Source organism: Mesorhizobium sp. WSM4850 (genome assembly GCF_055811735.1).
The window spans coordinates 420,059-443,243 of sequence record NZ_JBVVPV010000002.1; the positions used below are offsets into that span (position 1 = coordinate 420,059).

Annotated in this window: 24 protein-coding genes and 1 riboswitch; of the genes, 10 read left to right on the forward strand and 14 right to left on the reverse strand. The window is 63.2% G+C overall.

All coding sequences use genetic code 11. From position 1 onward, the window contains the following. Position 1: 1 nt before the first annotated feature. Genes AC0L2Z_RS05060 through bcoG form a run of 3 tightly spaced genes read right to left on the reverse strand, consistent with a single transcriptional unit; the run spans position 2 to position 2,641 of the window. A complete protein-coding gene (locus AC0L2Z_RS05060; protein WP_128170376.1) occupies positions 2–1,075 on the reverse strand; it encodes a 3-hydroxyacyl-CoA dehydrogenase NAD-binding domain-containing protein in 1,074 nt (357 codons plus the stop codon). Continuing rightward, positions 1,072–1,701: an HD domain-containing protein gene (locus AC0L2Z_RS05065; protein WP_287258174.1), complete on the reverse strand. Its 630-nt coding sequence runs from the start codon at positions 1,699–1,701 to the stop codon at positions 1,072–1,074. The genes AC0L2Z_RS05060 and AC0L2Z_RS05065 overlap by 4 nt, the downstream gene beginning before the upstream one ends. Before the next feature lie 28 nt (positions 1,702–1,729). Next, on the reverse strand, positions 1,730–2,641 hold the full coding sequence (gene bcoG / locus AC0L2Z_RS05070; protein WP_473626924.1) for a 3-dehydrocarnitine:acetyl-CoA trimethylamine transferase BcoG: 912 nt from the start codon (positions 2,639–2,641) through the stop codon (positions 1,730–1,732). A 111-nt stretch (positions 2,642–2,752) separates the two neighbouring features. On the opposite strand from bcoG, the gene AC0L2Z_RS05075 reads away from it, so the two are divergent. Next, positions 2,753–3,733: a GlxA family transcriptional regulator gene (locus AC0L2Z_RS05075; protein WP_473626925.1), complete on the forward strand. Its 981-nt coding sequence runs from the start codon at positions 2,753–2,755 to the stop codon at positions 3,731–3,733. Between the two features lie 6 nt (positions 3,734–3,739). Here AC0L2Z_RS05075 and AC0L2Z_RS05080 read toward each other — a convergent pair whose 3' ends face one another. Both AC0L2Z_RS05080 and xylA read right to left on the reverse strand, forming a co-directional pair. Next, positions 3,740–3,946 carry a hypothetical protein gene (locus tag AC0L2Z_RS05080; protein ID WP_023796867.1) on the reverse strand — a complete coding sequence of 69 codons (207 nt, stop codon included), beginning with the start codon at positions 3,944–3,946 and terminating at the stop codon, positions 3,740–3,742. 187 nt (positions 3,947–4,133) lie between these two features. Next, positions 4,134–5,459 (reverse strand): xylose isomerase, encoded by a 1,326-nt coding sequence (xylA, locus tag AC0L2Z_RS05085; RefSeq protein ID WP_023796866.1) that lies wholly within the window; start codon positions 5,457–5,459, stop codon positions 4,134–4,136. 113 nt (positions 5,460–5,572) lie between these two features. On the opposite strand from xylA, the gene AC0L2Z_RS05090 reads away from it, so the two are divergent. Beyond that, the gene (locus tag AC0L2Z_RS05090) at positions 5,573–5,935 is read left to right on the forward strand and encodes a nuclear transport factor 2 family protein (RefSeq protein ID WP_128170379.1); all 363 of its coding nucleotides are present in this window, start codon (positions 5,573–5,575) and stop codon (positions 5,933–5,935) included. A gap of 35 nt (positions 5,936–5,970) precedes the next feature. On the opposite strand, the gene xylB is transcribed toward AC0L2Z_RS05090, so the two are convergent. The 3 genes from xylB to AC0L2Z_RS05105 all read right to left on the reverse strand — a co-directional run bounded on the left by xylB (position 5,971) and on the right by AC0L2Z_RS05105 (position 9,462). Beyond that, the gene (gene xylB, locus AC0L2Z_RS05095) at positions 5,971–7,425 is read right to left on the reverse strand and encodes a xylulokinase (RefSeq protein WP_023796864.1); all 1,455 of its coding nucleotides are present in this window, start codon (positions 7,423–7,425) and stop codon (positions 5,971–5,973) included. Positions 7,426–7,506: 81 nt separating this feature from the next. Next, positions 7,507–8,829: a tetratricopeptide repeat protein gene (locus AC0L2Z_RS05100; protein WP_287258177.1), complete on the reverse strand. Its 1,323-nt coding sequence runs from the start codon at positions 8,827–8,829 to the stop codon at positions 7,507–7,509. Positions 8,830–8,838: 9 nt separating this feature from the next. Then, positions 8,839–9,462, reverse strand: a complete 624-nt coding sequence (locus AC0L2Z_RS05105) for a LysE family translocator (RefSeq protein ID WP_128170381.1) — start codon at positions 9,460–9,462, stop codon at positions 8,839–8,841. A 188-nt stretch (positions 9,463–9,650) separates the two neighbouring features. Between AC0L2Z_RS05105 and AC0L2Z_RS05110 the strand changes: the two genes are divergently transcribed. The 5 genes from AC0L2Z_RS05110 to AC0L2Z_RS05130 all read left to right on the forward strand — a co-directional run bounded on the left by AC0L2Z_RS05110 (position 9,651) and on the right by AC0L2Z_RS05130 (position 13,894). Beyond that, on the forward strand, positions 9,651–10,418 hold the full coding sequence (locus tag AC0L2Z_RS05110; RefSeq protein ID WP_027151997.1) for a L,D-transpeptidase: 768 nt from the start codon (positions 9,651–9,653) through the stop codon (positions 10,416–10,418). Between the two features lie 118 nt (positions 10,419–10,536). Beyond that, positions 10,537–11,703 (forward strand): diphosphate--fructose-6-phosphate 1-phosphotransferase, encoded by a 1,167-nt coding sequence (locus AC0L2Z_RS05115; protein ID WP_473626926.1) that lies wholly within the window; start codon positions 10,537–10,539, stop codon positions 11,701–11,703. A gap of 32 nt (positions 11,704–11,735) precedes the next feature. Continuing rightward, the gene (locus AC0L2Z_RS05120) at positions 11,736–12,455 is read left to right on the forward strand and encodes an MBL fold metallo-hydrolase (protein WP_473626928.1); all 720 of its coding nucleotides are present in this window, start codon (positions 11,736–11,738) and stop codon (positions 12,453–12,455) included. An 84-nt stretch (positions 12,456–12,539) separates the two neighbouring features. Next, a complete protein-coding gene (locus AC0L2Z_RS05125) occupies positions 12,540–13,151 on the forward strand; it encodes a molybdopterin-dependent oxidoreductase (RefSeq protein ID WP_287246715.1) in 612 nt (203 codons plus the stop codon). Then, the gene (locus AC0L2Z_RS05130; RefSeq protein ID WP_473626930.1) at positions 13,148–13,894 is read left to right on the forward strand and encodes an FAD-binding oxidoreductase; all 747 of its coding nucleotides are present in this window, start codon (positions 13,148–13,150) and stop codon (positions 13,892–13,894) included. Before AC0L2Z_RS05125 ends, AC0L2Z_RS05130 begins: the two co-directional genes overlap by 4 nt. Positions 13,895–13,903: 9 nt before the next feature. On the opposite strand, the gene AC0L2Z_RS05135 is transcribed toward AC0L2Z_RS05130, so the two are convergent. Both AC0L2Z_RS05135 and AC0L2Z_RS05140 read right to left on the reverse strand, forming a co-directional pair. Beyond that, on the reverse strand, positions 13,904–15,034 hold the full coding sequence (locus AC0L2Z_RS05135; RefSeq protein ID WP_473626931.1) for an FAD-binding oxidoreductase: 1,131 nt from the start codon (positions 15,032–15,034) through the stop codon (positions 13,904–13,906). 23 nt (positions 15,035–15,057) lie between these two features. Continuing rightward, positions 15,058–16,305: an aromatic ring-hydroxylating oxygenase subunit alpha gene (locus AC0L2Z_RS05140; RefSeq protein WP_287285087.1), complete on the reverse strand. Its 1,248-nt coding sequence runs from the start codon at positions 16,303–16,305 to the stop codon at positions 15,058–15,060. 112 nt (positions 16,306–16,417) lie between these two features. Continuing rightward, a riboswitch (cobalamin riboswitch) is annotated at positions 16,418–16,620 on the reverse strand. 501 nt (positions 16,621–17,121) lie between these two features. On the opposite strand from AC0L2Z_RS05140, the gene AC0L2Z_RS05145 reads away from it, so the two are divergent. From AC0L2Z_RS05145 to AC0L2Z_RS05155, 3 genes are all read left to right on the forward strand, one after another. After that, positions 17,122–17,328, forward strand: coding sequence for a DUF680 domain-containing protein (locus AC0L2Z_RS05145; protein ID WP_473626933.1), 207 nt, complete (start codon positions 17,122–17,124; stop codon positions 17,326–17,328). Positions 17,329–17,395: 67 nt separating this feature from the next. Then, entirely contained in the window at positions 17,396–17,620 is a 225-nt protein-coding gene (locus tag AC0L2Z_RS05150) for a DUF680 domain-containing protein (protein ID WP_473626934.1), read from the forward strand. Between the two features lie 74 nt (positions 17,621–17,694). Then, positions 17,695–17,931 carry a DUF680 domain-containing protein gene (locus AC0L2Z_RS05155; RefSeq protein ID WP_027151989.1) on the forward strand — a complete coding sequence of 79 codons (237 nt, stop codon included), beginning with the start codon at positions 17,695–17,697 and terminating at the stop codon, positions 17,929–17,931. Between the two features lie 189 nt (positions 17,932–18,120). On the opposite strand, the gene AC0L2Z_RS05160 is transcribed toward AC0L2Z_RS05155, so the two are convergent. From AC0L2Z_RS05160 to AC0L2Z_RS05175, 4 genes are read right to left on the reverse strand one after another with little or no spacing between them, the layout of a single operon-like run. Beyond that, positions 18,121–19,233, reverse strand: coding sequence for an ABC transporter ATP-binding protein (locus AC0L2Z_RS05160; protein ID WP_027151436.1), 1,113 nt, complete (start codon positions 19,231–19,233; stop codon positions 18,121–18,123). 25 nt (positions 19,234–19,258) lie between these two features. Beyond that, positions 19,259–20,923, reverse strand: coding sequence for a beta-galactosidase BglA (gene bglA, locus AC0L2Z_RS05165; protein ID WP_473626936.1), 1,665 nt, complete (start codon positions 20,921–20,923; stop codon positions 19,259–19,261). A gap of 4 nt (positions 20,924–20,927) precedes the next feature. Continuing rightward, positions 20,928–22,082, reverse strand: a complete 1,155-nt coding sequence (locus AC0L2Z_RS05170; protein ID WP_027151438.1) for a carbohydrate ABC transporter permease — start codon at positions 22,080–22,082, stop codon at positions 20,928–20,930. Position 22,083: 1 nt separating this feature from the next. Continuing rightward, complete coding sequence (locus AC0L2Z_RS05175) at positions 22,084–23,097, reverse strand: carbohydrate ABC transporter permease (protein WP_023796848.1); 1,014 nt, start codon at positions 23,095–23,097, stop codon at positions 22,084–22,086. Between the last annotated feature and the right edge of the window lie 88 nt (positions 23,098–23,185).

Below are 23,185 nucleotides of genomic sequence, written 5' to 3' on the forward strand. Positions count from 1 at the left end.
CTCAGCCTTTCTTCTTTTTCTTCGGCTTTTCGGCCTTGGCCTTCTCGGCCGCCTTGGAGGCGGTGGGCTTCTTCGCCGCAAGCTTGGCGAGCTGCTTGGTATAGTCCTTGTGCAAGGCGCCGGCGCCCCAGCCTTTGCCTCTGTTCTGCTTCGACAGCGCATCCATGATGGCGACCAGATTGTCGTCGCGGATCTTTTCGAGCTCGCGGATCGACAGGCCATCCGCCTGATCGTCCGACTGCGTGGCGATCAGGTCGACCAGTTCGTCGTTGAACTCCGGCACATCCATCAGCTTGGTCCACGGCCATTTCAGGCACGGCCCGAACTGCGCCATGAAATGGCGCATGCCGGCCTCGCCGCCGGCGACGCGGTAGACCTGGAACATGCCCATCTGCGCCCAGCGCAGGCCGAAGCCATAGCGCATGATGTCGTCGAGTTCCTCGACCGTGCAGATGCCGTCCTTGATCAGCCACAGCGCCTCGCGCCATGCCGCCTCCAGCAGGCGGTCGCCGACGAACGCCTCGATCTCCTTGCGGATCACCACCGGTTTCATGCCGATCGAGGCGTACATCTCCTTGGCGACCTCGATCGCCTCGGGAAAGGTCTGCTCGCCGCCGACGATCTCGACCAGCGGAAGCAAATAGACCGGGTTGAATGGATGGCCGACGACCAGCCGTTCCGGATGCTTCTTCATCGCCACCTGCATGTCGGTCGGCTTGATGCCGGAGGTCGAGGAGCCGACGATGGCATTGGCCGGCGCATAGAGGTCGATCTCGACCAGCACGCGGTGTTTCAGGTCGAGCCGTTCCGGCACGCTTTCCTGGATGAAATCGGCATCGGCGACGGCGTCGGCAATGGTCTTGGCAAAGGTCAATTTGCCTTCTTTTGGCAGGCCGTCGGGCAGCATCTGCTTGTAGGCGCGGCGCGCGCCTTTCATCACTTCGCCGACCTTGCGCGCGGCTTCGGGGTCGGGATCGAAAATCGACACGTCGATGCCGTTCAAGAGCAGTCGCGCCACCCAGCCGGCGCCGATGACGCCGCCGCCGATTACAGCTGCCTTGGTGATGATGCTCATGCGGAGGCTCCGGTTCTTGTCCTGGCTTTTTCCAGGTCGATGAGAGGCACGCGCTCGCCGGTGCGGATCACGGTGGGGTCATAGGCCCTGCGCGCAAACACCTCGAGCACGAAGGGCCGGAAGAAGTCGATCGGCAACGTCTCGTAGTCGGGGTCGAAGCTCGACTGGTCCCAGCGCTCACAGAACTGGTCGCAATCGTCGAAATAAAGGTGGCCGGCGAAACGGTCGCGCGCATGCGGATTGCCGCCGAGATGGTGGGCGTAATAGAGGCGCTGGAAGTCGCCGTGCTTTTCCACAACCCAGGTGCACTGCTCGCGCACGAAAGGTTTTAGGACCGAAGCTGCATATTCGTCGTGATTGTACGGTGCGTAGACGTCGCCGATGTCGTGCAGCAGGGCGCAGACGATCCAGTCGGTGTCGGCGCCGTCGCGCCATGCGCGCGTCGCCGCCTGCAGCGAATGGCCGAGCCGGGTGATCTTGTAGCCGGACAGGCCTTCGTCGAGTTGGACAAGCGCGTCAAGCAGCCGTTCGCCGGTCTTCGCCGCATAGTCGATCTCGTGCTCGGTGAGGAACGCGTAATCGTCGCGGTCGCCATCCTTCATTGCGGTGAATTTCACGGTCTTCATCGGCGGCTCCTCCCTACCGATTGCTTGTTCAAAGCGGTGCGCGCTTCGTCAAATTGAGCTTCTTGCGCACTTCATCGGGGCCGATGACCCTTGCGCCCATGTTCGACACGATGCTGACCGCCCGCTCGACCAGCTGCGCATTGGTTGCCAGCACGCCCTTGTCGAGCCAGAGATTGTCCTCGAGTCCGACGCGGACATTGCCGCCCGCCAGCACCGCAGCGGCGGCATAGGCCATCTGGTTGCGGCCGATGGAGAACGCCGACCAGGTCCAACCCGACGGCACATTGTTGACCATCGCCATAAAAGTGTTGAGATCGTCCGGCGCGCCCCATGGCACGCCCATGCACAATTGCACGAGAGCATCCGGGTCCAGCACTTTTTCCTCGACCAATTGCTTGGCAAACCACAGATGGCCGGTGTCGAAGGCCTCGATCTCCGGCTTGACGCCAAGCGCCGTCATCATGCCGCCCATGGCGCGCAGCATGCCTGGCGTGTTGGTCATGACATAGTCGGCCTCGGCGAAATTCATGGTGCCGCAGTCGAGCGTGCATATCTCCGGCAGGCACTGGCGCACATGTTCCACGCGGTTGGTGGCGCCGCCCATATCGGTGGCTTTCTCGTTCAGCGGCAGCGGGTTTTCCGGCGAGCCGAACACCATGTCGCCGCCCATGCCGGCGGTCAGGTTCAGCACCACGTCGACGTCTGCCGCACGGATGCACTCGGTCACTTCGCGATAAAGCTGCACGTCGCGGCGCGGCCTGCCGGTTTCGGGGTCGCGCACATGGCAGTGGACGATCGCCGCACCCGCCTTTGCCGCGTCGATGGCCGAGTCGGCGATCTGCTTGGGCGAGCGCGGCACATGCGGGCTGCGGTCTTGCGAGCTGCCGGACCCAGTTATGGCACAGGTAATGAAGACCTCACGGTTCATCGCAAGCGGCATCGACTTTTCTCCCAATCAGCACAGATGGTCCCGATCAAACATGGACGCAATCGAACAGATGGCAACAATGCCTGACTTGCAGGAAACTGTTTTGCATTTTACGAAGTGCGTATGATGAAAAACGAAAAGTCGTCGATCTTTCGCGCCGAACGGTTGCCGCTCAAGGTGACGCTGCTGGTGTTTTCCGGGTCGTCGATCATGTGCGTGGCCTCGGCCGTCGATCCGCTGCGCGCCGCCAACCGTATTGCCGGCGAGACGCTGTTCGATTTTAGGCTGGTTTCGGTGACCGGCGAAGCCCCGGTCACCACATGCGGCCTGCCGGTTGCGGTCAGCGGCCGCTTCGATGCGGCGGATACGACGGATGTGCTTGTCGTCGTCGCCGGTTTCGGCACGCAGAACTATGCCACGTCGGCCCTGCTTGCCGGCCTGCGCCGAGCGGGGCGCGCCGCACGCGCCTGCGGCGGCGTCGAAGCCGGTACCTGGCTGGTCGCCCGCGCCGGTCTGCTGGAAGGGCGCAGCGCCACCACCCATTGGGAGGACATGGAGGATTTCTCCTCGGCCTTTCCCGAGATCGACGTTCGCCCCGACCGCTATGTCATCGACGGGCCGGTCTTCACCTCCGGTGGCGCTTCGCCGACCTTCGACCTGATGCTGCATCTGATCCGCACGCGGCTCGGCATGGCGGTCGCGCTCGATGTGGCAAGCGTCTTCATCTACGACCAGGCACGCGCCGCGACCGACGCGCAGCCTTTGGTCTCGCTCGGCCGCCTCGACGGCTACGATCCGCGGCTTGCGCAAGCCATCCGGCTGATGGAAACCCACGTCGACCAGCCCTTGACCATCGCCGCGGTGGCAAAGCGTGCCGGGGTGACGGCACGTACGCTGGAAAGCATCTTTCGCAAGTCGATCGGCGAGACGCCGGGCGCCTATTATCTCAGGCTGCGGCTGGGTGCAGCGCGCCGGCTGGTGGTCGACACGCGCGTGGCCATGGCCGATATTGCCGGGCGAACGGGGTTCTCGTCCGCCGCGGCATTTTCCAGGGCGTTCTCAAGAGCTTTCGGCGAAGCGCCGGTCAGGCTGCGCAGGAGATAGTCGGGATCAGGCAGCGTCCTGGCGGTCGCTTTTGCCGTCGATCTGCGAGCGCATCTGTCTCGCAAGGTGGGTCTCGAAGCGGCTGGCGACCGCGCGGTCCCATTCGTTTGCACCGCGCGCGCCATCCTTCGGATGCGGCAGCGCCATCAGCCGGTCGATGATCGATCCCTCGCCAGATGAGAGCAGGGCGTCGATTTCGCGTTCGTGCTGCATATCGTTTCGCCTCCTTCGGTCTGTTTCCGCCACCAACCATATATATACAAGATTCGTGACGGCTGTTTGAAGGCAAGAGCGAGGCGATTGAGGGGCGGTGCGAGGCAAAACCTTGTCGTCGGTTCCGCCCTCGCGCAAAGCTGTTCCGGGCCGGCGGGTCGGTCAACAGACCCGCCGGTGCGGCACCTCAGACGTATCGGTTGACGATATTCTCGAGCAGTTCCTGGCGGCCGGATTTCGGCTGCGGCTCGATCTTCTTCTTGACGACGCGCTCGGTGATCTCCTCCAGCGTCCGCTTGCCGGCAAGCATCGCCTTGGCCTCGGCCGAGTTCCAGCCGGCATAGCGCTCGGCCAACGGTCCCGACAGCGCCTTGTCCCCGACCATGCGAGCGGCGGCCTTGAGGCCGCGTGCACAGCAATCCATGCCGCCGATATGGCCAATCAGCAGATCCTGCGGATCGAGCGACTGTCGCCGAAGCTTGGCGTCGAAATTGGTGCCGCCGGTCTTGAAGCCACCGGCCTGCAGGACCTGATAGTAGGCCAATGCCATCTCCGGCACGTTGTTGGGGAACTGGTCGGTGTCCCAGCCCGACTGGTAGTCGTTGCGGTTCATGTCGATCGAGCCGAAGATGCCGAGCGCATTGGCCAGCGCCAGTTCATGCTCGAAGGAATGGCCGGCCAGGATCGCATGGCCCTGCTCGATGTTGAGTTTGACCTCCTTCTCCAGCCCGAAGCGCTTCAGGAAGCCGTAGACCGTGGCGACGTCATAGTCGTACTGGTGCTTTGTCGGCTCCTGCGGCTTCGGCTCGATCAGGATGGTGCCCTTGAAGCCGATCCGGTGCTTGTAGTCGACGACCAGGTTGAGGAAGCGGCCGGCCTGTTCCTGTTCGCGGGCAAGGTCGGTGTTGAGCAGCGTCTCATAGCCCTCGCGGCCGCCCCACAGCACATAATTCTCGCCCTTCAGCCGCTTGGTGACGTCGATGCAGTGTTTGACCGTCGCTGCCGCATAGGCAAAGACGTCCGGGTCGGGATTGGTGGCGGCTCCCGCCATGAAGCGGCGATTGGAGAACAGGTTGGCCGTGCCCCAAAGCAGCTTGACCCCGGTCTTCTTCATCTTCGCCGCAAAATAGTCTGATATCTCGTCGAGCCGCGCGGCACTTTCAGAAAAATCTTTTCCCTCCGGCCGCACATCGGCATCGTGGAAGCAGAAATAGGGAACACCCAGCAGCGAAAACATGTCGAAGGCGACATCGGCCTTGAGCTTGGCCAGTTCCATCGTGTCGGTGCCACCGGCCTCGGCGAACCACGGCCGCTCGAAGGTCTGGCCGCCGAACGGATCGCCGCCTGGCCAGGCGAAGGAATGCCAGTAGGCGACGGCAAAGCGCAAATGGTCTTCCAGCCGCTTGCCGGCGACAACCTCATCGGGATTGTAGAACCGGTAGGCCAGCGGATTGGTCGAATCCGGCCCCTCGTATTTGATCTTCTGGATGTCGCCGAAAAAGCCGCTGGTCATGTCTGTCTGTCCTCTCGCAGGGTTCGGTCCTGATTACCTCAGGCGTAATTGGTTTCGCGCTGGCGCTGGATGAAAAGGGTCATGTCAAAGCCAATCAACCACGGAGACAGACCATGACCGACCTCAACACGATCGCCGAAAACTACATCGCCGCCTGGAACGAGAGCGATGCCGCGCGCCGGCAAGCCTTGCTCAAGGCGGCCTTCACCGATGACGTCAGCTACCGCGATCCGATCATGCAGGGAGACGGCCACAATGGCCTCGCCGCACTGATCGATGGTGTCCAAAAACGATTTGCCGGCTTCCGGTTCTCGCTGAAGGGCAAGCCGGACGGGTTTGGCGGCACGATCCGCTTCTCGTGGAATCTCGGGCCGGAAGGCACCGATTCCGTCATCGAAGGCACCGACATCGGCGTCATCGAGAATGGCCGCCTGAAAAGCGTCACCGGCTTTCTCGACAAGGTCCCGGCACAGTGAGGTGATCTCGGGCCGCGGCGTGGGTGGGAAACCACTCACGCCGTGGCCGCCTTGATAGCCGGGTAAAGCAAGCGGTAGCGCTGATAGGCATCCGCATAGGCGTTGCTTAGCGCGGCGACCGGCTCGATTGTGGCATCGGTGGCCGGCGCCGTGCACACTCTGAGCGGATCGGCGCCCGTCGCCGCGATCAGGCCAAGCCTCGCGGCACCGAAGGCGGCGCCGAAATCGCCGTCGGCGGGAATGTCGACGGGCTGGCCGAGCGCGGTGGCGATTGCCTTTAGCCAGTAGTGCGAGCGCGAGCCGCCGCCGATCGCCGTCACCCGCGTCAGCGTCGTGCCGGCTTTGGCCAGGGCTTCGAGACTGTCGCGGAAGGCGAAAGCCACGCCCTCCAGCACGGCCTGGGTCAACACGGCGCGGCTCGATTCATGCGCAAGCCCGGTAAACGAGCCGCGAATGGCCGCATCATTGTGCGGGGTGCGCTCGCCCGAGAGATAGGGCAGGAAGGACACGCCGGTCGGCGCCTTCAGCGTATCGCCGAGCTCGGCGGTCAGCTCGCCGGCGCCTTTGCCTGAAATCTCGGACAGCCAGTTGAGCGAATCGGTTGCCGACAGGATGACGCCCATCTGGTGCCAGGTGTCGGGCAACGCGTGGCAGAATGTGTGCACCGCGCTTTCCGGGTTGGGCAGATAGGACGCATTGGCGGCAAACAGCACGCCTGACGTGCCAAGCGAGACAAAGGCCTGGCCGGCGGCGACCGTGCCCATGCCGCAAGCCGACGCCGCATTGTCGCCGGCGCCACCAGCGATCGGGATGCCCGCCTGCATCCCCCATTTCGAGGCCAGTTCGCTGCGCAACGCGCCAGCCTTCTCAGTGCCTTCGACCAGTGACGGCATCTGCTTCTCGTCGAGCGACGTGGCGGAAAGCAGGTCGGATGACCAGCCTCGCTTGCCGACATCGAGCCAGGACGTGCCGGCCGAGTCCGACATCTCCGAAATATGCTCGCCGGTGAGCCAGAGCCGCAGAAAATCCTTTGGCAGCAAGACCTTTGCCAGTTTGGCGAAAATATCCGGCTCATTGTTTCTCACCCAGACCAGCTTTGGCGCGGTGAAACCGGGAAACACGATGTTGCCGGTCAGCTCGCGAAAGCGCGGGTCGGCGTCGAGCTTGGCGGCCTCGGCATGGCTGCGCGTGTCGTTCCACAGGATGCAGGGGCGCAGCACCTGGTCGCCGGCATCGAGCAATGTAGCGCCATGCATCTGGCCGGAGAGGCCGATTCCTTTGACGGCGGCGAGCTGTTCTGGATGAGAAACCTTGAGCTCGGCGATCGCTCCCTCGCAGGCGCGGATCCACTCGGCGGGGTTCTGCTCCGACCAGCCGGGGTGCGGCCGAGACACGTCGAGTGACGCGTGGCCGGAGCCGATGATGCTCTGCCCGGCATCGATCAACAGCGCCTTGACGCCCGACGTGCCCAGATCGAGGCCGAGATACATGGTGTCCTCCCATTGTCATTAATTTTTTCGGATCTCGAAAAAATCTGACTTGGCAGTTTTTAAGACAAGATCCGCCTCCGGTCAATTCTCCGACAAATCGGCAGCCCGCCGCGAAAGCAGCGCCGACAGCGGGCTGTGGGGCCGCGCCAGCGCGCGTTCCGCGGCAAGTGCCCTTGCCAATGCACGGTCGCCCGACCGCAGCGCTGCCTCGATCAGCGTCAGGTCGACGACGTCGCGTTGTGCATGACTGCCGCCGAAGCGGTGGGCGATCGCCCGGATGGGCCGGATCAGGCGGACCGTCTCGGCATAATTGCCTTCGCCGAACGCCTTGATGGCGAGCGTCACGGGATGGCCGACATCCCGGGTAAAGGCGGCGTTGTCGTCGTTGGCGTGCATGGCCTCGTGCTGCGCCTCGAGCAAGGTGCGAGCCGGCGTCTCTTGGCCGGCGCCGACGAGGGCCATCATTGCGTGGGCATCGTTGAAGGCATAGTTGCCGGCGCTGGCCTTCGCCCAGTTGGCGGCGAGCGCCGCCCAGCGGCCGCCGACATCGACGCCGCCGAGATGCAGCCGCCACAGGATCGCCGAAGCATCGACCATGTTGAGCGCCAGCGTCGAGCGTTCGCCGTAGATTGGGCCGTCATAGAGCGCCAACGCCTCGTCGGTTTCGCCGAGATCGTAGTGGAACAGCGCCAGATGCCACCAATTATGCACTTTCAGGAAGCTTTCACGCGTCCACGCGTCGGGGTTGGCGCGCATCCAAGCGATGCCGTCCCTTTGCCGGCTCTGCATTTCCATGACATGGGCGACGGCGTGCTGCGCCCAGCCGTCGCGCGGCTCGATGTCGACTGCCATGCGGCCAAGCTTTTCGGCGCTTGCATAGTCGCCCATTTCCTCCAGCCCGAACGCCTGCATGCCGAGTACGGCGTGGTAGCCCGGCATGCCGCTCTGCCACGACGGCAGCGCGCGGCCGATGCGGTCGCGCAGCATGCGGGCATTGCCGGTGAAGAAATCGATCTGGTGCCCGGTCTGCAGCGCCAGCGCATCGAGCGGAAACTCGATGGCGATATCCTCGAGCAGACGAGCGGCTTCATGCCAGCATCCTGCGGCAAGATGGCCAAGTGCTGCGACATGCGCCTGCTCGCGCGGCGTGGCGGCAAGCGGCAGTGCCGCCTCGTGGCATGTCCTGGCCACGGCTGCCGCCTCGCGCTCGGTGGCGAGGCCGAAGAGATAGCCCTTGAACACATGCGCCATGACGAAGCCAGGATCCTCGGCGATGGCGCGATCGACCGAGCCGACCGGGTCGCCGATGAAGCATTGCAGTTCGCGCACGGCCTGGCTGTAGGACGAGAACCCGGCCTCCGTCGCGCCCGAAAACGTCAGCCCGAATGCGTCCCTGACTGCCACGTCATGTCCTCAATTGCCCGAGCGCATCGCCACTGTGGCGATGCCGGCGCCGACCAGCAGCGTGCCGCCGGTGCGGTTGAAGATGCGGATCGCCGTCGGGTTGCGAACGACGTTGCGTGCCCTTGCGGCGATCAGCGCGTAACCGAAGGCATTGGCGAAGGCGAGCGCCAGGAAAGTCGTCTCGAAGATCACCATCTGCGTCCAGAAATCGGCATGCCGGTCTAGGAACTGCGGCAGGAAGGCGACGAAGAAGGTGATGCTTTTCGGATTGAGCGCGGTGACCAGCCAGGCATGCGCCATCATCTTGGCCGAGGACACCGCGTCCAGGCGCGGCTCGGCCTTGAGCGTGCCGCCGGCGCGAAACAGCTTTATGCCGAGATAGATCAGATAGCCGGCGCCGACCACCTTCAGCAACGTGAATACGGTGGCCGACGCCGCCAGCAGCGCGCCGATGCCCAGCATCGACAGCGTCATCGCGGTAAAGTCCCCAAATGCCACGCCAACCGCCATCGGCAGCGCGGTGCGCCAGCCCTGGCCGAGCGCATAGGATACGACCAGAAGGATGGTCGGGCCGGGAATGACAAGAAGGATCGTCGAGGCGGCGGCAAAGGCGGCCCAGTTTTCGAAGGACATGTTCGTCTCCTTGAGCTCAAAGAAGAGGATAAATCCTTGGGCTCACAAAGATGTAAAGGGGCAAAAATCGAAAATGCCCCTGGTTAACATCAGGCGACGGTTCTTCACGCTTTTTCAACCATGATTGGTGAAAATGCACTCTATCCGGCCGGACTGTGTTTCCCGCCGACAGCGTAGGGTTTGCGTAGATGCGCGAGTTGCCGCAAGGTCTGACGCCGCCGCACAATGGCGACGAAATCGAAATTTCCGAAATCCAGCTTTCCCGCCGCGCAGTGTTGTCCGGCGCCGGTGCGCTGGGGCTGCTCGGCGTCGCCGGCTGCAGCCAGACGCTCGACCTGTCGGCGCTGCAACTCGACGGCGTCACCACCGGCGCGATTACCCCTGTCCGCCCGAGCATCAGCGTCGACAAGAACATCACCAGCCCTGGTGTGATGTATGCCTCCGTCACCGACGGCGGCTTCACGCTGCCGGAAGTGCCCTACCTCAAGGTCAAGCCGGAGTTCCGCCGCCAGATCGTCGTCGACCCGACCGGCGAGCAGCCCGGCACCATCGTCGTCCATTCGCAGGAGCGGCTGCTCTACCTGGTGCAGCCCGGCGGTGACGCTATCCGTTACGGCGTCGGTATCGGCAAGGAAGGCTTTCGCTGGTCCGGCCGCGCCAACATCCAGTACGGCAAGGAATGGCCGACCTGGAGGCCGCCGGCCGAGATGATCGCCCGCAAGCCGGAACTGGTGAAATGGCAGGCCGGGCAGCCCGGCGGCCTCGACAACCCGCTCGGCGCGCGTGCGCTGTACATCTACCAGAACGGCCAGGACACCGGCTACCGCATCCACGGTTCGCCCGAATGGTGGAGCATCGGCCAGGCGATGTCGTCGGGCTGCGTTCGCCTGATCAACCAGGACATCATCGACCTCTACAGCCGCGTCTCCAGGAAGAACCCGGTCGTCGTCGTCTGACCCTCCCGGTCATCGTCTGAACTCGAGGCGGCTGACGCGGCCGCTCGACTCTCCCGTTGCGCGATCTCGCAAGACAGGCGAATGTGCCTGCAAAGTCACTGCTCGGGAGACGTGAAGCATGTCCGGAACTTTTGTCATCGCGCAAGGCGGCGGCCCGACCGCCGTCATCAACCAGACGGTGGTGGGCGCCACACTCGAGATTCGCAGGCGGCATCCCGGCGCCAAGGTGTTGGGCTCCATCCATGGCGTGCGCGGCATCCGCGACGGCAACTATGTCGATCTTTCGGCTATCCCTGAGGACCGGTTGCGGTTGATTGCGGCGACGCCGAGCGCCGCGCTTGGCTCGACGCGCGACAAGCCGGACGAGGCCTATTGCGAAATCATCCTCAACGGCCTGAAGAAGGCTGGCGCCGATGCCTTCATCTATATCGGCGGCAACGACACGTCCGGCACGCAGCAGATCCTGACCGACGCCGCCGGCGGCAAGATGGCTTTCGTCCATGCGCCGAAAACCATCGACAACGATCTCGAGGAGAACGACCACACGCCGGGCTTCATTTCGGCAGCCGAGTTCGTCGCCGGCGCCTTTCTCTCGGTCGACCTCGACTTCCGTGCTCTGCCGGGCATCTATGTCGGTATCGTCATGGGCCGGCACGCCGGTTTCCTCACCGCCGCCGCCGCCGCATGGCAGCTTGATCCCGACAGCGGCCCGCACCTCGTTTATGTGCCGGAGCGACCGTTCTCGGCTTCAGCCTTTATCGACGACGTGCGCGCCACGCTCGATCGCCACAAGCGCTGCATCGTCGCAGTCTCCGAAGGCGTCAGCACAGCCGACGGCAAGGCGCTGGTCGAAAGTCTTGTCCCGCCGGACAAACTGGAGCGCGATGCGCATGGCAACGTCAAGCTGTCGGGCAGCGACCTGCCGGCCGCCCTCGAGCGCGCGCTGGCCGAAGGATTGCCGGGCAAGCGGGCACGCGTCGATGCGCTCGGCTACATGCCGCGCGGCTATGTCGGCGCCATCAACGCCGTCGATGCGCAGGAAGCCTTCGATGCCGGCGTCTTTGCGGTCGCTGTCGCCGAACAGGGCGGCGGCTCGGTGGCACTGCAATATGACGGCGAGAAAACCGTGCTGAACAAGGTGCCGCTGAAAAACGTTGCCGGCAAGACCCGTCACATGCCCGACGATTTCATGCTGCCGGATGCCAACCAGCTCTCCGACGCAGGAATGGCCTATCTGAAGCGGCTGGTTCCCGAAAAGTACAAGGTCGGAAGGCCGTTCGTCTGAGCCGGCTCGCTTCTGATGCCGGAATCTTCGTGATGCGTGACTGGTTCAGCAAGACCGTCATCGACGCCGATACGACGATGCTGACCGAGCCGTTCGTGCATGATTTCGTGCGCGCCAACATCTGGCATCTGCGCGGCCGCGACGTCGACCTGCTTGTCGACACCGGCATGGGGATTTGCCCGCTGGCGCCGGAGATCGACACGCCTGATGGCAAGCCGCTGCTCGTCGTCGCCACCCATATCCACCTCGACCATGTCGGCTCGCTGCACGAATTCCCGCTGCGAGCCGGGCCGAGGATGAGTGCTGCGCAATTCGACAGCATGGATGACGCCGTCACCTACGCCCACATGTTTCATGATCTCGACGGCGCCGTCTCGAAGCTGCCGGCACCGGGCTGGAGAGCGGCCGAATACAGAATCCAGCCGGCGCCGCTGACGCGGACGCTTGACGAGGGCGATCTGGTCGACCTCGGCGACCGGCAATTCCGGGTGCTGCATCTGCCCGGCCATTCGCCGGATTCCATCGCGCTGTTCGATGAGGCCGACGGCCTGTTCTTCGCCGGCGACGCCATCTACGACGCCTTGCTGATCGACGACCTGCCGGATTCCGACCGATCAGCCTATCGCCGAACAATGCAGCGGCTGCTCGATCTGCCTGTCAGCATCGGCCATGGCGGCCATGGACCAAGCTTCGACGCCAAACGGATGCGCGAGATCGCCACCGGTTATCTCAGGCGCACAGACGGCGCATAAGCCAAGAATCTGGTTGCCCGCCGGAATATCTTTGACAACATTGGTGAAGGCCGACAGGCGGCCTGATGCAAACGGATTGTCTCGATGATCACCCGCGGCTTCTCTTCAGGACGAAAGCCCCCGACGGATGCGGATGCGCGTATCCCGCCGGGGCAATATCTCGAGCAAGGGTTTCCGGTGCTGTCGGCCGGGCCGACGCCGCGTGTGCGCACTGAGGACTGGTCGTTCACGCTCAAGCACGGACCACGGCCGATCAAGACGTGGAACTGGACAGAGTTCAACGCGCTGCCTTTGACCAAGATGACGCGCGACATCCATTGTGTCACCGCGTGGACCAAGTTCGACACGGCGTGGCAGGGTGTGCTGGTCGACGATATTCTGGCGGATGCCGGCATCGAGCCACCGACGGCCTTCACGCTGGCGCTGTCCTTCGACGGCTATACAACCAACGTGCCGACGCAGGATCTCACCGCCGGCAAAGCGATGGTGGCGCTGCTTTACGAAGGCAAGCCGATCACGCCGGACCATGGCGGCCCGGCGCGGCTGCTGGTTCCGCATCTCTATTTCTGGAAGTCGGCCAAATGGCTGAACGGGCTGCAGTTCACCGAGCGCGACGAGCCGGGCTTCTGGGAGCTGCGCGGCTATCACATCTATGGCGACCCGTGGCGCGAGCAGCGCTATACGGGCGATCCATGAGCGACGGGCCGGCGGCGCAGTCGCCCTGGCAGACGGTGACAATCGCCCGCATCGAAAAGCGCACGCCGCGCGTCACCAGCTTTTTCCTCCAACCGTCGCGGCCCTTCGCCTATCGTGCCGGGCAGCATGTCGATGTCAGGCTGACGGCGCCGGACGGCTATCAGGCGCGCCGCTCCTACTCAATCGCCTCGGCGCCGGAAGCCGGCGAGACGATCGAACTGGCGATCGAAAGGCTCGATGATGGCGAGGTCTCACCCTTCTTCCACGATATCGCGGCGGTCGGCGACGAGGTCGAGTTGCGCGGCCCGCTCGGCGGCCACTTCGTCTGGTCCGACAGCGACGGCGGCCCGCTTCTGCTGGTCGGCGGCGGGTCCGGCGTGGTGCCGCTGATGGCGATGATCCGCCATCGCGCCGCGCGCAGATCGGCGGTGCCCGTGGCACTGGTATTTTCCGCACGGGTCTGGGACGAGGTCATCTTTCGCGACGAGCTGATCGACCTCCACGCTCGCCGGGACGGCTTCGATCTGGTGTTGGCGCTGACCCGCGAGCCGGCCCGGCGCCCGGCGGACTATTCACGGCGGATCGACGTTGCGATGATGGAGCAATCGATGCTGAGGCTGCCCGCACCGCCAAGGTTCGCCTTTGTCTGCGGCTCGAATGCCTTCGTGTCGGCCGCCGCCCAGGCGCTGATCGATGCTGGCGTTCCGGCAAGCCTCATCCGCACCGAGCGCTACGGGGTTTAAGCTCCCCGGTCAGGCGTCGATCTCGAGCTCCGTCAGCGGCTTCGAACAGCAGGCAAGGATGAAGCCGTCGTCGATCTCGTGATCGAGGATGCCGCCATTGTGGCTCATCTCGACTGTGCCCGAGACCTTTTTCACCTTGCAGGTTCCGCACAGGCCGAACTCGCAGGCTGCGGGAATTCGTACGCCCGAAGCGCGCGCCGTCTGCAGCACGGTCTGGCCGGCAACGCAGTCGGCATCGATATCCGAAAGCGAAAAGCGGATCGGAGTTGCGGCCTCGGCAGGTACCTCGACCCCGCCCTCTGCCGGCCCACCCTTTGCCGGCCCACCCTCTGCCGGCGAACCGAACGGGGCCGGTATTTCCTCCACCGCCGGGGCCGCAAAGCTCTCCTGATGGTAGTTGGCCATGTCGAAGCCGGCCGCCTCCAGCGTCTGCCGCACGGCGCGCATGAACGGGTCGGGGCCGCAGCAGAAAATTTCGCGCTCGCGAAAATCGGGCGCCAGCAGCGGCAGCCTTATGGCGTCGATCCGGCCCATATGGCCGAACCAGCCCTCACGGCTGGACCGCTCCTCAATCATGAACCCGAGCGTCAGGCCCGGCATGCGGCTGCCGAGCAGCTCGAGCTCCTTGCGGAAGATGATCTCCTCGGGCGTTCGCGCGCAGTTGACGAAGCCGACATCTGTCCATGGCGCGCAATCGTTCAGCCAGCGCAGCATCGACATCATCGGCGTCACGCCGGAGCCGGCCGAAATGAACAGATACTTGGCCGCTGGATGGCTGTGCAGCGAAAAGTCGCCCGCCGGCCCATAGGCCTTCACGTGAACGCCGGGTTTCAGATTGTCGAACATCCAGCGGGTGCCGAGGCTGCCGGCCTGCGCCTTCACCGTCACCGCGATCGAGAACGGCCGCGACGGCGAGGACGACAGCGTATAGGTCCGCATTAGCGGGCCCTCGGTGGTCGGCAGTTCCAGCGTCACGAACTGCCCCGGTCTGTAGCGGAACCAGGTCTGGTTGTCAGAGCGGAAGGTGAAGGTCTTCACCTCAGGCGCCTCGTCGCTGACGCTGATGACTTCCAGCACCTGGAGCCTGTCGTTCCAGGGCGCCATCTCGTCGAGATGGCGGTAGAGGCCAAGGTCCGTCATCGCATTCATCCCCTTGATCTCGTTCAGGCGACGCTGCGCAGCGCCGGCCGCCCGACCTCGGCAAGGCGCGGCCCGATGAAGGAGGCGTACCATTCGACAAACTGGATGACGCCGCCCTCATGCAGTTCCGAATAGGGGCCGGGCTCATAGGCCGGCGACAGGATGCCGAAGGCGTTTTCCTCGACGATGCGACGGTCCTGATCGTTGGTCTCGGTCCAGACATGGGTGAGTTCGGCGAGGTCGTAATCGACGCCTTCGACCGCGTCCTTATGGACAAGCCATTTGGTGGTGACGGCCGTTTCCGTGGCACTGATCGGCAGCACGCGGAAGGTGACGGCATGATCGCCGAGGATATGGTTCCAGGTCGTCGGATAGTGATAGAGCAGCAGCGAGCCGATACGGTCGGTCGAAACGCTGTCGGAAAGGTTCTTCTTCACCGCGCGTCTTCCCGTCATCGTGTAGCTGACGGCGTCGCGCAGCAGCGGCGCGCGGGTGGCGCGATACTGCCCGGCCGGATCGATGCGGAACTTGCTCGGCAGGCCTGCCGCCTCGCATTTCGCCCAGTGCGCGAGCATCTCCGGATCGCTGTCGGCGCCCTGCACCCCGGTCACCGTCGGCGCTTCCGGGAATGTCTTGCAGAGTTCCGGATGGTTGCCGGCGCAATGATAGCACTCGCGGTTGTTCTCCCAGACGAGCTTCCAGTTGCCCTTCTCGACGATGGTCGATTCGAAGGCGACTTTTGCCTCGCGCAGCCGGTGCGGCAGGAGGTAAGGCTCGATCATGGCTCGCATCGGCGCGAAGTCGACCGGCTCGTTGGCCAGGCAGATGAAGATGTAGCCGCCAACGCTTTCGCAAGCCACCGGCTTCAGGCTGAACTGGCTCTTGTCGAAGCCGTCTGCCATCTGGCGAGCAAACAACAGCCGGCCGTCCAACTCGTAGGTCCACTGGTGATAGGGGCAGACCAGCTTCGCCGCAGTGCCCTTGTCGGCATTGCAGACACGGCTGCCGCGATGCCGGCAGGAATTGTGGAAGGCATTGATCTTGCCTTGCTGGTCGCGGACCAGCACGACCGGATAGTCGCCAATCTGGGCGGTGATATAGCTGCCAGCTTTCGGCAACTCGCAATCGTGGCCGATGAACAGCCAGTCGCGATACCAGATCAGCTCCATGTCGAGCTTGAAGAAATCTGGATCGGTGTAGAAGGGCTGCTCGAGCGAATAGCCTTGCCTGCGGCCGTGCAAGAGCCTCAGCATGTCGTTGCGCGCGTCCATGTCCTGTCCTCGTGTAAGGACTGAACTGGTGGTGATGGAGGGAGGATCGGCCGCAGACCGGCGACAGGGCCGACATGCATCATCCACCTCTTGACCGCCCACCGCGATCAGTCGAGTCTAAAAATCTCGGGCTGGTTTCCGGGCTCTGGAGTGTCCTTGCGGACTCATCGCGACACCTTCCCAGGCTTGTGGCCCAGTGGTCTCCCGTTGCGACTTGAACTCCACCACCGTTGCGGGGGCAGCACCGGGTTCTGACCGGCTTCCCAATTCTCCGCTTCGTCGTCACCAAGCGGCACCTGAGATGGCGTGATCTAATCATGCCGGCCGGCTGACTGTCGGCATGAAAGCGACATCGTATCCATGCGGCGCGACACCGCCGGCGAAACCTGCAGGTTTATATCTGCAGGGCTGAAACCCACTTTTCGGCGGCCACTGTCGGCTGCTGTGACATCGAATCTGACCCGCGGCGGAGATCAGGAAAGTTAACAGTTTACCAAAGTGACTATTAGCCGCTTCTAAAATCGAACCGAACGGTTCGTTTCTGTTGACAGCGTGCAGCACCCTGTGAACGCAGATCCGCCAATCCGTCAAATCATGAATGGCTAATTTTGAATAAGATATTGAAAACAAACCATAAAACCATGGTAGCAGATGCCTCTGGTACAATTTCAAGGTGTAGATTCTTGGTCCACACGGAACAACTTCGTGATTGGAATCCGCCGAATGGCCTTCCCACATCGGGGCTGTCCGAATGACGCGCATCCTCCCAAGACACGCCGCTAGGCGGACGGAAGACTAAGATACTGGAGTACTAAAATGAAAAAGATCGCTCTTGCTGCCGTCGCCGCTCTGGCCATCACCGGCAGCGCCTTTGCCGGCAGCGACCATTATGGGTCCAACGCCGCCAACCAGCCGACTGCTGCGATCGACAGCTCGTATACGGCCTCTGTCCAGACGCCGGCTCACGCTGAAAAGCAGCCCGTTGGCCCGGGCGCCGACCGCAACCTTTTCGGCAACAATTAACAGCTGGTCCCAAACAGCAAAGTGGCGGTCCGCCGCTCGGGATCTGAGGAACTCAGGAGTATTTGAAATGAAGAAGCTCATTCTTGCCACCGCCGCCATTGTGGCCATCTCCGGCGGCGCTTTTGCCGGCAGCGACAACTTTGGATCGAACGGTGCCAACCAACCGGCCGCCGCGGTCGACAGCAACTCGTACACGGCTTCGATTCGGAATTCGGCTTCGGCGCAGAATCCGGTTCCGGCTCACGAGAAACCCGTCAACGGCAGCGACCGTAACCTGTTCGGCAACAACTAACAGTTCGTTCCAACAGCGGCGGCGGCATTTGCCCGCCGCGCTGGTGGAACCAAGAAAATCCAGGAGTTTTGAAAATGAAGAAGATCGTTGTTACCGCCGCCGCGCTTTTGATTGCTGCCGGCAGCGCTTTTGCCGGTAGCGACAACTTTGGCGGAACCGACATCAACAAGCAGGCGACCATCAACGTCGACAACACGCAGACGTCTTCGGTACGCAATACCGGCTCGCCGGTCTACAAGCTGCTCAACTCGTCGGGCGACTTACAGAAGTCCGCCCCGCAGGGCAGCGACCGGAGCCTGTTCGGCCGCTAGCGCATCGGCCCGAAAATCGGTTCGATTTTCGGAAAGCACGATGCGCAGCGTTAAAGTGTTAGAGCGTACTTTTGTGCGTCCACTTGGACGCACGTCGCTCTAACAGCGACCGGAACGCACAAGAGCGGCGGGCTTTGCCCGCCGCTCTTGTTTTTGGGTCACCAAACTCCATCAGTTCGGCTGCCGCTCTCAGGCTGCCTTTGCTTCCGCTTTGTGGAGCGTGAATGAATGTCCGTCGGCATCGAAAATATGCAGGTCGCCGGCATCGGCATTCAACCGCAGCGCAGCGCCGCGCTTGACCTCGACATTGCCTGGCAGCTTGGTCACCAGCGGCAGGTCGGCGCGGCCGATGTCGACATAGACGAGCTGGACCTCGCCGAGCTGCTCGACATAGTCCACTGTTCCCTCGAAAAGATAATCGGCGCCGGTGGCGATCGTCAGATCCTCCGGCCGCACGCCGAAGCTCACCGAAGCGCCCGTCGCCGAGGCCGGCGTGGCGATCGGCACCGTCGCCTTGCGGCCGCCGACATGGCTGACGATGGTCGGGTTGCCTGATTTGTCGATCGTGGCCGGCAGGATGTTCATGGCCGGCGAGCCGATGAACTGGGCGACGAACAGATTGCCGGGTCTCTTGTAGAGCTCCATCGGCGTGCCGACCTGCTCGATATGGCCCTCCTTGAGCACCACGATGCGGTCGGCCAGCGTCATCGCCTCGACCTGGTCGTGGGTGACGTAGATCATCGTTGTAGCAGGCATCGATTCCTTGAGCTTGGCGATCTCGATGCGGGTGGCGACGCGCAGGGCCGCGTCGAGGTTCGACAGCGGCTCGTCGAACAGGAAGACCTTGGGGTTGCGCACGATCGCGCGGCCGATGGCGACGCGCTGGCGCTGGCCGCCCGACATCGCCTTGGGCAGGCGGTCGAGATATTTGGTCAGCTGCAGGATTTCCGCCGCCTGGCGCACTCGCTTGTCGATCTCGGCCTTGCTCTCCTTGCCGATCTTCATCGAGAACGCCATGTTGTCGTAGACGGTCATGTGCGGATAGAGCGCATAGGACTGGAACACCATGGCGATGCCGCGCTTCGACGGCGGCACGTCGTTCACCACCTCGCCGGCGATCTTGAGCTCGCCGGAGGTGATTTCCTCAAGCCCGGCGATCGACCGCAGCAAGGTCGACTTGCCACAGCCCGAAGGGCCGACGAAGACGATGAACTCGCCCGACTTTATGTCGAGGTCGATGCCGTGGAGAATGTTGAGATTGCCGTATGATTTCTTCACTTGCCTTAGCGTGACATCGGCCATGGGTTCCCTCCAGTGAACTGCAAATTCAATCGATACGCCCGAACCAGGCGCCGTAGCCGCCGAGGCGGATAAAGCGGGCGTCAGTCTGTCCCGAAAACCCGTGCCCCGGCAAGGGCTGCAGCGAGCGTCCGCCGAGATCGACTTCGGCCGGTCGGCTGCCGAGATTGAAGGCGCAGACGATCTGCTCATTGCCCTGGCGGCGCGTGAAGGCGACCGTATCGCCCTGGCTTTCGATGAACTCGATGTCGCCCTTGGCCAGCGCCGGATGCAGGCGGCGGAAAGCGAGAAAGCGCCGGTAGTGTTCCAGTAGCGAGCTGTCGTCGCCCTGCTGCACATCGACCGCCTGCGAAAGGTGCTTGGCAGGCACGGGCAGCCAGGGCTTTGCCGTGGAGAAGCCGCCATTGCCGTCGGCGCCATTCCAGACCATCGGCGTGCGGCAGCCGTCGCGGCCCTTGAATTCCGGCCAGAACCGGATGCCGTAGGGGTCCTGCAGGTCCTCGAATTGCAGCTCGGCCTCGCCGAGCCCAAGCTCCTCGCCCTGATAGATGCAGATCGAGCCGCGCAGCGACATCAGCAGCGCCGAGATCACCTTGAGATAAGCGGTCTGGTCGGCCTCGCCGCCCGCCCAGCGCGAGGCAGTGCGCATCACGTCGTGGTTGGAGAAGGCCCAGCACGACCAGCCGTCTCTGGCGACCTCGCCAAAGGCTTCCAGCACCGAACGCACCTTTGCCGCGCTGATCTTTTCAGGCGCCAGGAAGTCGAACGAATAGCACATGTGCACGCGCTTGCTGCCGGCGGTATAAGCCGCCACCACCTCCAGTCCGCGCTGCGAATCGCCGACTTCGCCGACCGCCGCCGTCGCCGGATATTCGTCGAGCAGGGCGCGGAAGCGTTCGAGAAAGCCGAGGTTTTCGGGGCGGCTCTTGTCGTAGAGATGGTCCTGGTAGTTGTAGGGGTTGACGGAAGGAGCGGTCTGGTCGTTGCGCTGTTCGGGCGGCAGCGGCGGATTGTCCTCCAGGCCCTGGCTGTGGAAGTAGAAATTGATGGTGTCGAGGCGGAAACCGTCGACGCCGCGCTCCAGCCAGAAGCGGGTGACATCGAGCAGCGCGTCCTGGACTGCGCGGCTGTGGAAGTTGAGATCGGGCTGCTCGGCCAGGAAATTATGCAGGTAATATTGCTGGCGGCTGGTGTCCCACTGCCAGGCCGAACCGCCGAAGATCGACAGCCAGTTGTTGGGTGGCGTGCCGTCGGGCCTGGCGTCGGCCCAGACATACCAGTCCGCCTTCGGGTTAGTGCGGCTCGAGCGGCTTTCCTTGAACCATGGATGGATGTCGGCCGTATGCGACAGCACCTCGTCGATCATCACCTTGAGCCCGAGCCTGTGCGCCTCGGCGGTCAGGGCGTCGAAATCGGCCAGCGTGCCGAACATCGGATCGACGTCGCAATAGTCGGACACGTCGTAGCCGAAATCCTTCATCGGCGACTTGAAGAACGGCGAGATCCAGATGGCATCGACGCCGAGCGCCGCGATATAGGGCAGCCTGCCGATGATGCCCCTGAGGTCGCCGATGCCGTCGCCGTTCGAGTCCTGATAGCTGCGCGGATAGATCTGGTAGATCACGGCACCTCGCCACCAGTCGCGGTCGACGGCGAGGTCGGGGCTCAACGTCGCTTTCACAGCGGATTGCATGATCTCAACCTCCCTTCACCGAGCCGGCGAGCAGCCCGCGGACGAAATAGCGCTGCAGCGAGAAGAACACGATCAGCGGCACGACAATGGTGATGAAGGCCGATGTCGTCAGGATCTCCCAATCGCCGCCGCGCGAGCCGAGCAGCGCGTTGAGCTTGGCGGTCAGCACGATCTGGTCGCCCTCGGTGCCGAGGAAAACCATCGCGACCAGCAGATCGTTCCACACCCACAGGAACTGGAAGATGGCGAAAGAGGCCAGCACCGGGAACGACAGCGGCAGCACGATCTTGACGAAGATCTCGAAATCGCTGGCGCCGTCGATGCGCGCCGATTCCATGATTTCTCGTGGCAGGCCGGCAATGTAGCTTCTCAAGAGATAGATGGCGAAGGGCAGGCCGAAGCCGGTATGCGCCAGCCAGATGCCGAGATAGGTTTTCGACGGCACGCCGAAGAAGCTGCCGACGCCGTTGTAAAGCTTCAGCAGCGGGATCAACGACATCTGCAGCGGCACGACCAGGAGCCCGATGATCACCGCTATGAGCAACGCCCGGCCGGGAAAGCGCATCCAGGCCAGCGCATAGGCCGCGAACGCCGCGATCAGGATCGGGATGACGGTCGCCGGAATGGTGACGGTCAGCGAATTCATGAAGGAGCGGCCGATGCCCTCCGAAAACAGCACCGTATTGTAATTGTCGGTGGTGAATTTCGGTGGCGCCGACGAGGCGTAGTAGACGCGCTGGCCACGCTCGCCCTCGAACGGCTTGGTCGAGGTCATGACGAAACTACCGTCGGGGTTGAGCTGCAAGGTCTCGCCGTCGCCGAGATCGGCTGTCGTGCCGGCGGGATATTGCGTCGGCGCCGACGACTTGACGCCAAAGGCGCTGATGTCGCGGGCCGGATCATCGCCGAAGATGTTGCCCTCGAGGACGAACTTGCCGTCCTTCTCGACTTGCGCCGAGGCGGGTGGCAGCCGCCCCGCTTCCGTCTGCGTGGAACTGGCGAACGAGTTCCACCAGCCCGAGGCGATGATCTGGTCCTTGTCGCGCAGCGACGAGACGAGAATGCCGAGCGTCGGGATCGTCCAGATCGCGACGAAGAGGAAGACCGCGATATGGACGCCGAAACGGCTGGCAAAGGACTTTCCGGTCGAGACGGCCATCTCAATGTCCTCCCGTCTCTTTGTTGGCCTGGCGGATGTTCCAGATCATGATCGGAATGACCGCGATCATGATGATGATGGCGATGGTGGCGCCACGGCCGAAATCGCCGCCGCCGCGGAACATCCAGTCGAACATCAGATTGGCCAGCACCTGGCTGTTCCATTGGCCGTTGGTCATCGTCAGCACGATGTCGAACACCTTCAGCACCAGGATGGTGATGGTGGTCCAGACAACGGCGATCGTTCCCCAGATCTGCGGCACCATGATCTTCCAGAAGATCTGGAACGGATTGGCGCCGTCGATGACGGCCGCCTCCAGCGTCTCCTCGGGAATGCCCCGCAAGGCAGAGGACAGGATGACCATCGCAAAGCCGGTCTGGATCCAGATCAGGATGATCATCAGGAAGAAATTGTTCCAGAACGGCAGCGATATCCAGACCTGCGGCTGGCCGCCGAAATATTGGATGATGGCGTTGAGCAGGCCGATCTGCGTCTGGCCAGCACCGCGGTACTCGTAGATGAATTTCCAGATGACGCTGGCGCCGACGAACGAGATGGCCAGCGGCAGGAAGATGAGGCTCTTGGCGATGGTGCCCCACCAGATCTTGTCGGTGAGGACGGCGATGATCAGCCCGAGGAAGGTGCAGGCGGCAGGCACGACCGCCAGCCAGATGATGTTGTTGAGGATGGAGGTGCGGAATTCGCGGTCGCCGAACGCCCATTCATAATTGGCGAAGCCGACGAAATTGGCGCCACCGCGATCGAGGAACGACAGCCTCAGCGTCTCCACGACCGGGTAGATCAGGTAGATGGTGAGGATGATCATGGCCGGGCCGACGAACAGCCACGGCCGGATCATCCCCTGCCGGCGCAGATTGTCGATGGCCGCCGCACCTGCAACGCCGCGCGACGGGAAGATGATGTCCACCAGCTTGTTGGCGCCCCAGAAATAGGCGACGCAGCCGCCGACGCCGACGACGATGACGAATATGGCCGAGAAAATCTGAGCCGCCACGGGTCCCTCCCTCTGCGCATGATCCGCCAGTCGGGAATGACTTTGGCGATGCGATCACAGGCCGATTCAGTTATTTGGAACGCGATCG